Source organism: Polaromonas sp. P1_E1_2 (genome assembly GCF_056406035.1).
This window is the reverse complement of the sequence record NZ_JBFUAZ010000085.1, coordinates 1-10,135: the sequence shown is the minus strand read 5'-3', so window position 1 is coordinate 10,135 and position 10,135 is coordinate 1. Positions and strand designations below refer to the sequence as shown.

The window sequence follows — 10,135 nt, the reverse complement described above, 5'->3', positions numbered from 1 at the left end:
GCATGGAGGCGATTAGCGACACCGTGAAACTCAGACAAACCAGAAATACCATGGGGCCCCCGCTTTATTTGCCGCAATTATCAGCGCATACCCCGGCCCGCCTCCTTGCAGTTTCCTCACAGTCCTGCCAGGACCTGCCGCAACGGTGTAAATAATCCCTCACGCCGGTGTTCTACCCATGCGGCAGCAGTGGTAATATCCTGTTCACTCATTGAACAGCTGAATCATCCATTTGCTGAATTCTTCACTTCAGGAAGAAAACCACCTGCGGGTACTGCGCCTGCTGGAGGCCAATCCTCATATGAACCAGCGCGATCTCGCCAATGCGCTGGGCGTTAGCTTGGGCAAAACCAACTATTGCCTGAAAGCGCTGCTCGACAAGGGCTTCATCAAGATGCAAAGCTTCAGCCGCAGCGAAAAAAAGCTGGCTTACGCCTATCTGTTGACGCCGAACGGCATTTCCGAGAAGGCCGGCCTGACCTTGCGCTTTCTCGAACGCAAGTTGGCGGAGTACGAAAACCTCAAGGTTGAAATCGAAAACCTCAAAGTCGAAGTCACCCAGGCAAAAACCAGCACTGATCACAACCATGACTGAAACCGTCACCATCACGCCTGTCATCCTCTGCGGCGGCGCAGGCACACGGCTTTGGCCGCTGTCGCGGAAAAGCTTCCCGAAACAGTTCGTCCCGCTGATCGGCGGTAAAAGCCTGCTGCAGCTGACCCTGGAGCGGGTGGCACACGTCAACGGAGACAGCGCAACCGCGCCCGATGTGATCTGTGTCGCCTCGGAAGAACACCGATTCCTCGTCAGCGAAGCCATGCAGGCAGCACGCGTCAAGGGCCGGATTGTGCTGGAGCCCACCGGGCGCAACACGGCGCCTGCGATGGCGCTCGCGGCGCTGCTCGCCAAACCCGGTCAAGTCCTGCTGTTTTGCCCTTCGGATCACCATATTCCCGATGTTGTGGCCTTTTCAGCCATGGTGGGCCAGGGCCTGGCGGCGGCGCTGAGCGGTGAGATCGTCACTTTTGGCGTGGTGCCGGCTTTTCCGGCAACTGCCTACGGTTATATCCAGCAAGGCGCGGCACGCGGCGACGGTAGCGCCAAAGTCGCGCGTTTTATTGAAAAACCCGACGCAGAAAAAGCCCAGGCACTGATATTGCAGGGTGACACGCTCTGGAACGCCGGTATCTTCCTGACGCGCGCCGACACACTGATCGCGGCCCTGGAACAACACGCGCCCGACATTCTGCAAGGCTGCCGGCTGGCTGTGTCAGCGGTCGGAGAGGACCAGCAGTTCGTGCGGCCCGACGCAGCGGCATTCGGTGCTGTGCGCGCCGAAAGTATCGACTACGCAGTGCTCGAGCGCCACGGCGCTGTCGCTGTCGTGCCATTTGCGGGAGCCTGGAGTGACGTCGGCAGCTGGAATGCCGTCGCCGGGCTCACGGCGCCGGACGACGACGGCAATCGCATCGACGGCAACGGCATGGCGCTGCACAGCAAACGCACCTATATTCACGCGCCGCATCGCACCGTGGTGACACTTGGCACCGAGGACCTTCTGGTGATTGACACGCCCGACGCGTTGCTTGTCGCCGCGAGCAGCCACGTGGAGCAGGTCAAGAGCGTGGTTTCCCAGCTCGAAACGCGCCAAAGCCCGGAAGCGAGTCTGCACCGCAAGGTAGCGAGGCCCTGGGGCTGGTATGACAGCATTGACCGCGGCGCCCGATTCCAGGTCAAGCGCATCATGGTCAAGCCCGGCGCGTCGTTGAGCCTGCAAAAACACCATCATCGGGCCGAACACTGGATCGTGGTTTCCGGCACCGCGCTGGTCACCAAAGGCGAGGCCACCTTTCTCCTCACTGAAAACCAGTCCACTTACATTCCGATCGGCGAAACTCACCGCCTGGAAAATCCAGGAAAAACCGATCTGGAAATGATCGAAGTCCAGTCCGGCAGCTATCTGGGCGAGGACGATATCGTGCGATTTACCGACAACTATGGCAGGGCATAAACAATGAAAACAGCACTCATCACCGGCATCACCGGCCAGGACGGTTCCTACCTGGCGGAGTTTCTGCTGAACAAGGGCTATATCGTGCACGGCATCAAGCGCCGCACGTCGCTCTTCAATACGGATCGCATCGACCACTTGTTCCAGGACCCGCACGAAGCCAACCAGCGCTTTGTGCTGCACCACGGCGACATGACCGACTCGTCGAGCCTGACCCGCATCATCCAGCAAACCCAGCCGGACGAAATCTACAACCTCGCGGCGCAAAGCCATGTCGCCGTGAGTTTTGAAGAGCCGGAGTACACAGCCAACAGCGACGGCCTGGGCGCCTTGCGGGTCCTTGAAGCAATGCGCATTCTCGGACTTGAGAAGACCACACGCTTCTACCAGGCTTCGACTTCCGAACTCTATGGCTTGGTGCAGGAAATCCCGCAAAAAGAAACTACGCCGTTCTACCCCCGCAGCCCTTACGCGGTCGCCAAGCTCTACGCCTACTGGATCACAATCAACTACCGGGAAGCCTACGGCATCTACGCCTGCAACGGCATCCTGTTCAACCACGAAAGCCCGGTCCGCGGCGAAACCTTTGTGACGCGCAAGATCACACGCGCACTCGCCCGCATCAAGCTGGGCATCCAGGACTGCCTCTATCTGGGCAACATGGATGCCAAACGGGACTGGGGCCACGCCAAGGACTATGTCGAAATGCAATGGCTCATGCTTCAGCAGGACAAACCCGAAGACTTCGTGATTGCCACCGGTGTGCAATACAGCGTGCGTGATTTCGTCGAGGCGACTGCCCGGGAATACGGCATGCAGATCCGCTGGGAAGGCCACGACGAGAACGAGAAAGGCTATGACGCTGCCACCGGCAAATGCATCGTGTCGGTCGATCCGCGTTACTTCCGTCCGACCGAGGTTGAAACGCTGCTCGGTGATGCGACCAAGGCACGCGAAAAACTCGGCTGGGTTCCGAAAATCAGCTTCGCAGAACTGGTTGCCGAAATGGCCAAAGTCGACATGACACAGGCCGAGTTCGATTTGCAGGTCAAGGCRCACGGCCACAAGGCCTTGCGCAACCAGGGCTAAACGTGGCCAAACCCCGTGTTTTCCTGACCGGCGGCGGCGGCATGGTCGGCCGCAATATCCTCGAGCACCCGCTCGCGGGCAACTGGGATTTTGTCGCGCCTGGCAGTCGGGAACTGAACCTGGCCGACTTCGAGGCGACGCGCCGCTTCGTCGCAGATGTCCGGCCCGATGCTGTAATTCACTGCGCCGGACTGGTCGGCGGCATTCAGGCGAATATCGCGCACCCTGTCGATTTTCTCGTGGTGAACGTAGACCTCGGTCGCAATGTGATCATGGCGGCGCGCGAGGCCGGCGTTACCAGGCTGCTGAACCTCGCGAGCTCCTGCATGTACCCACGCGAAGCGCAGAACCCGCTCGGCGAGGAATTGATTCTGCGCGGCGAACTAGAGCCGACCAACGAGGGCTATGCGATCGCCAAGATCTTCGCAACCCGGCTGTGCGAATACATCACCCGCGAAACACCGGTCAATCAGTACAAGACGCTGATTCCGTGCAACCTGTACGGCCGGCACGACAAATTCGACCCGAAGCACTCCCACCTGATCCCTGCGATCATCCACAAGGTCCATCAGGCCAAGGCTGGTGGCCTGCCGAGCGTCGAGATATGGGGTGACGGCACGGCACGCCGCGAGTTCATGTATGCAGGTGATCTGGCCGACGCCGTGCTGCATGCGCTGTCCGATTTCGACAAGCTACCGGGGCTGCTCAATGTCGGCCTCGGCCACGACCACAGCATCAACGACTACTACCGTGCTGCCGCCGAAGTCGTTGGCTGGAGCGGCGAGTTTGTACATGACACAAGCAAGCCGGTCGGCATGAAGCAAAAACTTGTCGACATTGAGAGGCAGCGCACCTGGGGTTGGCGAGCGTCGACGTTGTTGAATCAAGGCATTGAAAAAACTTATCAATTTTATTTGCAGGATAGCCAAGCATGAGCCACAAATACCCTCTCGCCACCGCCACCTGGGACCAGGCTGAATACGCTGCACTGCAAGAGGTCATCACCTCAGGCATGTTCACCATGGGCCCCAAGGTGTTCGAATTCGAAAAACAATTCGCAAGCTACCTCGGTGCCAAGCATTGCGTGATGGTGAATTCCGGTTCGTCGGCCAACCTGTTAATGGTCGCGGCGCTTTTTTATTCCAAGAACGACGCGATTGCACTCAAGCCGGGCGACGAAGTGATCGTTCCCGCCGTGTCCTGGAGCACAACCTATTACCCGCTATACCAGTACGGCCTGAAGATCAAATTCGTTGATATCGATCTCGAAACCTTGAACTACGACCTCGATGCACTGGAAAAGGCCGTCACCGGTAACACCCGCCTGATCATGGCCGTCAACCTGCTCGGCAATCCGAACAACTTCGCGCGCATCAAATCCATCATCGGCGACAAGAAGATCTCGCTGATCGAAGACAACTGCGAGTCGCTCGGCGCAACCTTCGAAGGCAAGCAAGCCGGCACTTTCGGCCTGATGGGCAGCTACAGCTCGTTCTTTTCACATCACATCTCGACGATGGAAGGTGGCCTGATCAGCACCGACGACGAGGAGTTGCACCACATTTTGCTGTCGCTGCGCGCGCACGGCTGGACCCGCAACCTTCCGAAGTTCAACCGTGTCTGTGGCGAAAAAAGCGACGATCCGTTCAAAGAGTCGTTCCGGTTCGTCCTGCCCGGCTACAACGTACGGCCACTCGAAATGTCAGGTGCACTTGGCATCGAGCAGGTCAAAAAATTGCCAATGCTCGTCGCCGAACGGCGAAAAAATGCGGCGCTGCTGCAATCGGTCATGCGCGATCATCCTACAGTGCTGATCCAGAAGGAGATTGGCAATAGCAGCTGGTTCGGTTTCAGCCTCGTGATCCGGCCCGGCGTGAACCTCACGCGCGAAGCACTGGTCACCAAGCTCAATGAGCTTGGGTTCGAAGTGCGCCCTATCGTTGCCGGCAATTTCGCCAAGAATGAAGTGGTCAAATATTTCAACTCGGAAGTCTCCGGTGAGCTGAAGAACGCCGAGCATATCGACAGTAACGGCTTGTTTGTTGGCAACCATCACTACTCGATTGCCGACGCAGTCACAACGCTCAAAAACCTCTAACGCATGAGAACACCAATGTCATTGGTTTCCAAAATCAAAACCCGCCTGGGGCTGATGTACCGCCGCCACATCAAACGGGAGCCATTCTTGATTGAAGTTGAACGTTGGTTCAGCGACCGGGGGGATGAGACCTTGCGCCTGAACTACCCACTGAATGCGCAAAGTATCGTTTTCGATATTGGAGGATACCTGGGCGATTTCGCCGCCGAAATCCACAAACGCTACGGCTGCACCGTCTATATTTTTGAGCCCGTTGCGGAGTTTCATCGGCAGTGCGTAGCACGCTTTCTGGGTAATCCAAAAATCGTCTGTTTGAACTATGGACTGTCTTCCAGCGACGGATTCTTCAATATTGGCCTGGCCGACAACGCATCAAGCTTCGATTCACCGCATGCGACCGGCGCCGTTCAGCGGGTGGAAGTCAGGTCGGTGGTCAATTGCATCAAAGAACTGGAAATTGTGCAAATCGATTTGATGAAGATCAATATCGAGGGCGGCGAGTTTGATGTGATTCCTGCGTTGATCACCTCTGGAGACATTAGTCGGATTCGCCACCTGCAAGTCCAGTTCCACAATTTCATAGACAAAGCCGTATCCCGTCGTGAGCTCATTCGCAACGATCTGGCACAAACCCACGACGAAGCCTGGAACTACGAGTTCGTCTGGGAAAGCTGGAGCCGAAAGGATTGAACCTTGTGTGATCTTCAAATCTTGTGCCACTCAGAGTGGCCGTCCCTGCAAGCTGGAGGCCCTTCGCACGGTCCGTCTGTCTTGAGCGTTTTTTTTGCAAACGACGTCACTTCCACGACAGCGCCTTTGGATAACCGAACCCAAGGAAAAACATGAAAGCAGTCATTCTTGCCGGCGGTCTGGGAACGCGCATTTCCGAGGAAACATCTTCGCGGCCGAAACCCATGATCGAGATCGGCGGCAAACCCATTCTCTGGCACATCCTGAAGATTTATTCCGCCCATGGCGTGAACGATTTCGTGATTTGCTGCGGCTACAAGGGCTACATGATCAAGGAGTACTTCGCGAATTACTTCCTGCACATGTCCGACGTGACATTTGACATGAGCAAGAACAGCATGGAAGTGCATCAGCGCAGCGCTGAACCCTGGCGCGTTACCCTGATCGACACCGGCGAAGACACCATGACCGGTGGGCGGCTCGGCCGGGTCGCTTCGTATGTCAAGGACGAAGAAGCCTTCTGCTTCACCTACGGCGACGGTGTCGGCGATGTCGACATTACCGCGCTGCTCGCGTTTCATAAGGCGCAAGGCGTCAAGGCGACCCTGACCGCAACCTTGCCGCCAGGACGGTTCGGCGCGCTTGACTTCGAGGGCGACAAGGTGCGCAGCTTCAAGGAAAAGCCCAAGGGCGACGGTGGCATGATTAACGGCGGCTTTTTTGTGCTGTCGCCAGCCGTTCTCGACTACCTCGACGGCGACAATTGCACCTGGGAGCGGCAGCCGCTCGAGTCGCTTGCTGACGAAGGGCAACTCGCAGCGTTCCAGCATGGCGGCTTCTGGCAGCCAATGGACACTCTTCGAGACAAGAATTACCTTGAGGAACTCTGGGCCTCAGGCAAGGCTCCCTGGAAGGTGTGGAAATGACGCCCGAATTCTGGCGCGGCAAGCGTGTCTTTCTGACCGGTCATACCGGCTTCAAGGGGAGCTGGCTGTCCTTGTGGYTACAGCGCCTGGGCGCCGAAGTCACTGGCTATTCACTGGCGCCGCCGACCGAGCCAAGCCTGTTTGAGGCGGCTCGCGTTGCCGACGGCATGACATCGTTGCACGGTGACGTGCGCGACCTCGTCGCGCTACGCGAGGCAATGCGTCTGGCCGCCCCGCAGATCGTGATCCACATGGCGGCACAGTCGCTGGTGCGTCACTCGTACGTTGAACCCGTCGAAACCTACGCGGTCAATGTGATGGGAACCGTGAACCTGCTTGAAGCCGTGCGCCACACGCCTGGCGTCAAGGCCGTCGTCAACATAACGACCGACAAATGCTACGAGAACAGGGAATGGCTCTGGGGCTACCGTGAGAACGAGCCGATGGGTGGGCATGACCCCTATAGCAACAGCAAGGGTTGCGCTGAACTTGTCAGCGCGTCCTATCGGGCATCGTTCTTCAGCGCGCAGACCCATGCCCAGCATGGCGTTGCGCTGGCCACAGCGCGCGCCGGCAATGTCATTGGCGGCGGTGACTGGGCCAAGGATCGCCTGATTCCCGACATTCTTGCTGCGTTCGAACAGGGCCGGGTCGTCGATATCCGCAACCCGAACGCCATACGTCCCTGGCAGCACGTGCTTGAACCGCTGCGCGGCTACCTGACGCTCGCCGAACGTCTTTACGACAACGGTCCCGCCTGCGCCGAGGCCTGGAATTTTGGCCCGAAAGATGAAGACGCGCGGCCGGTCGGCGTGATCGTAAGCTGCATGGCCGAACTCTGGGGCGGCAACGCACGTTGGAAGATTGATGCAACCGAGCAGCCTCACGAAGCCAACTACCTCAAGCTCGACATTTCCAAAGCAGTCGGTCGGCTGAGCTGGCGTCCATTACTCAATCTCGAGACGGCCCTGAACATGATTGTCGTCTGGGCCCGGCGGCGCGGTGAAGGCGCGGACATCCGCGAAACCACTCTGGCGCAAATCGACCATTATCAAACAATGATCCGGCACTGATCGAACGATGCGAAATCTCAAAACCAACATGCGATGTCAGGAAGCGCAAATCCGATGATTTTTATCCTGGGAGCCCGGGGTCGTCTTGGCCACGCTATACACGCCTCGCAAGACCCGGCCCGCGTCGAAGCGCCCGATCATTCCATTTACTCGGAGTGGTGGCGCGACGACGGCGCTGATGAGGCCGCGCGCTTTTTCGAAAGCCGGCACGCCGCCGAAGACAGCGTGGTCTACGTTGCCACAGGCATCATTGATCCTGGTCGCCCACATGACGAGCACGAACGCATCAATTTTTCACTGGCGAAAAATGTGGTTCAGGGTGCAACACGAACCGGGGCGCGAGTCATTACCTTCGGTACGGTCATGGAAAAAGTGGTCGACGACAAAGGGCTTAATCCCTACTATTGGAGTAAAACGAAACTAGGTCGTTTTGTCGAGGAATTTTGCGCGACGAGCCGGCTCGGCTTGCACATACGCCTGCATACCTTGTTTGGGGGGCGGGCGCCGGACCCCTTCATGTTTCTCGGTCAAATCCTGCAAGCCATCGACAAAAACGCCGAATTCAGGATGACGCCCGGCATGCAGTTACGGGAGTACCATCATATTGATGACGAAGTTGCGGCAATCTTCCGGCTCGCAGATTCGCACGCCAGCGGCTCGGTCGAGCTAAGCCATGGCATGCCGGTCATGCTGAAAAACCTGGCCACCTACATTTTTGAGGCGCAAGATCGTCTCGATCTGCTGAAAATCGGCGCCTTGCCCGGACCAGTCAACGACAACTATGAATTTTTGTTCGAGCGTACGCCGGCGCTGGACGGCCTGAATTTCCGCGACACGCTGCCAGCGGTTGTAGATTACCTCGCGCAAGTCAAAGAAGGTGCTCGCTGAAGTCGGTTCCACTGACCTGCGATCGTTGATCAGCTCCGCCTTAATACAACATCAGAACCGGCAGATTTCAAGTTATGCAAAACGCCAAAACCCAAGCCCTTCGCGAGCAAATCTCCGCGCTGGTAGAACAGTACGCTGCAGTCGCACTGGCCCCCGAGTCTTTTCTGCCCGGTGTGAGCGTGGTGCCGCCGTCCGGCAAATTACTCGATGCCGCTGAACTCAAGAACATGGTTGAGGCGTCTCTCGACGGCTGGCTCACGACCGGGCGCTTCAACGCCGCATTTGAGAAAAAACTCGCTGCATTCATTGGCGTCAAGCACCTCATCACAGTCAACTCGGGCTCGTCGGCGAACCTCGTGGCATTCAGCACCTTGACCTCGCCGAAGCTCGGCGAGCGTGCGATCAAGCGTGGCGATGAAGTCATTGGCGTGGCCGCGGGTTTTCCGACTACCGTCAACCCCATCATCCAGTTCGGCGCGGTGCCTGTGTTTGTTGATGTTGACCGCCTCACACACAACATTGATGCGAGCAAGATAGAGGCCGCTATCGGTCCCAAGACCAAGGCCATCATGCTGGCGCATTCGCTTGGTAACGCCTTCAACCTCGACGCTGTGACCGCACTATGCAAGAAGTACAAGCTCTGGCTGGTAGAAGACTGCTGCGATGCACTCGGTACCACCTACCGGGGCCAGATGGTAGGCACCTTCGGCGACATTGCCACGTTGAGCTTTTATCCGGCCCACCACATCACAATGGGCGAAGGCGGCGCGGTCTTCACCAACAATGACGAACTCAAAGTCATCGCCGAAAGCTTCCGCGATTGGGGCCGCGACTGCTATTGCCCGCCCGGCAAGGACAACACCTGCGGTAAACGTTTCTGCTGGAAGCTCGGTGAACTGCCCGAAGGTTACGACCATAAATACACCTACAGCCACCTCGGCTACAACCTCAAGATCACCGATATGCAGGCGGCCTGCGGTTTGGCGCAACTCGACAAGGCTCCGCAGTTCATCCAGGCGCGCAAGGACAACTTCGCGTTTCTCAAGGAGCGCCTGAAGGCCTGCGAGGAATTCGTCAACCTGCCCGAGCCGACTGAGCACTCTGATCCGTCATGGTTTGGCTTCCCGATCACGCTGAAAGAAAATTGCCCGGTCACCCGGCTCGATCTGCTGACCTACCTCGACCAGAACAAGGTCGGCACGCGGCTGCTGTTCGCCGGCAACCTGACGCGCCAGCCCTACATGAGCGACTGCAACTACCGCATCAGCGGTGATCTGACCAACACCGACAACGTGATGAACAACACATTCTGGATCGGCGTACAGCCCTCGCTGACGCCGGCGATGCTTGAATTCGCCG

General features: G+C 57.9%; 10 protein-coding genes. All 10 read left to right on the top strand.

Annotated features, from left to right (window positions below):
• The first annotated feature begins 232 nt into the window (after positions 1 to 232).
• Positions 233 to 595, top strand: coding sequence for a MarR family EPS-associated transcriptional regulator (locus tag AC1D1P_RS06670; protein WP_457281197.1), 363 nt, complete (start codon positions 233 to 235; stop codon positions 593 to 595).
• Positions 588 to 2,012, top strand: coding sequence for a mannose-1-phosphate guanylyltransferase/mannose-6-phosphate isomerase (locus AC1D1P_RS06665; RefSeq protein WP_477672471.1), 1,425 nt, complete (start codon positions 588 to 590; stop codon positions 2,010 to 2,012). The genes AC1D1P_RS06670 and AC1D1P_RS06665 overlap by 8 nt, the downstream gene beginning before the upstream one ends.
• A 3-nt stretch (positions 2,013 to 2,015) precedes the next feature.
• Positions 2,016 to 3,101, top strand: a complete 1,086-nt coding sequence (gene gmd / locus AC1D1P_RS06660) for a GDP-mannose 4,6-dehydratase (protein ID WP_457281199.1) — start codon at positions 2,016 to 2,018, stop codon at positions 3,099 to 3,101.
• Positions 3,102 to 3,103: 2 nt separating this feature from the next.
• Positions 3,104 to 4,036 carry a GDP-L-fucose synthase family protein gene (locus AC1D1P_RS06655; protein WP_477672470.1) on the top strand — a complete coding sequence of 311 codons (933 nt, stop codon included), beginning with the start codon at positions 3,104 to 3,106 and terminating at the stop codon, positions 4,034 to 4,036.
• Positions 4,033 to 5,199, top strand: a complete 1,167-nt coding sequence (locus AC1D1P_RS06650; RefSeq protein WP_477672469.1) for a DegT/DnrJ/EryC1/StrS family aminotransferase — start codon at positions 4,033 to 4,035, stop codon at positions 5,197 to 5,199. The genes AC1D1P_RS06655 and AC1D1P_RS06650 overlap by 4 nt, the downstream gene beginning before the upstream one ends.
• A gap of 15 nt (positions 5,200 to 5,214) precedes the next feature.
• Entirely contained in the window at positions 5,215 to 5,889 is a 675-nt protein-coding gene (locus AC1D1P_RS06645; protein ID WP_477672468.1) for an FkbM family methyltransferase, read from the top strand.
• A gap of 152 nt (positions 5,890 to 6,041) precedes the next feature.
• Positions 6,042 to 6,815, top strand: coding sequence for a glucose-1-phosphate cytidylyltransferase (rfbF, locus tag AC1D1P_RS06640; protein ID WP_477668495.1), 774 nt, complete (start codon positions 6,042 to 6,044; stop codon positions 6,813 to 6,815).
• On the top strand, positions 6,812 to 7,888 hold the full coding sequence (gene rfbG, locus AC1D1P_RS06635) for a CDP-glucose 4,6-dehydratase (protein ID WP_477672467.1): 1,077 nt from the start codon (positions 6,812 to 6,814) through the stop codon (positions 7,886 to 7,888). Before rfbF ends, rfbG begins: the two co-directional genes overlap by 4 nt.
• Positions 7,889 to 7,942: 54 nt before the next feature.
• A complete protein-coding gene (locus AC1D1P_RS06630; protein ID WP_477672466.1) occupies positions 7,943 to 8,776 on the top strand; it encodes an NAD-dependent epimerase/dehydratase family protein in 834 nt (277 codons plus the stop codon).
• A 74-nt stretch (positions 8,777 to 8,850) separates the two neighbouring features.
• The coding region (gene rfbH, locus AC1D1P_RS06625; RefSeq protein WP_477672465.1) for a lipopolysaccharide biosynthesis protein RfbH at positions 8,851 to 10,135 on the top strand (1,285 nt) is incomplete at its 3' end.

Excerpts from the sequence above, each read along its gene's own strand:
- AC1D1P_RS06665 (WP_477672471.1), top strand. The coding sequence starts at position 588 with ATGACTGAAACCGTCACCATCACGCCTGTCATCCTCTGCGGCGGCGCA.
- AC1D1P_RS06650 (WP_477672469.1), top strand. The coding sequence starts at position 4,033 with ATGAGCCACAAATACCCTCTCGCCACCGCCACCTGGGACCAGGCTGAA.
- AC1D1P_RS06645 (WP_477672468.1), top strand. The coding sequence starts at position 5,215 with ATGTCATTGGTTTCCAAAATCAAAACCCGCCTGGGGCTGATGTACCGC.
- rfbF (WP_477668495.1), top strand. The coding sequence starts at position 6,042 with ATGAAAGCAGTCATTCTTGCCGGCGGTCTGGGAACGCGCATTTCCGAG.
- AC1D1P_RS06630 (WP_477672466.1), top strand. The coding sequence starts at position 7,943 with ATGATTTTTATCCTGGGAGCCCGGGGTCGTCTTGGCCACGCTATACAC.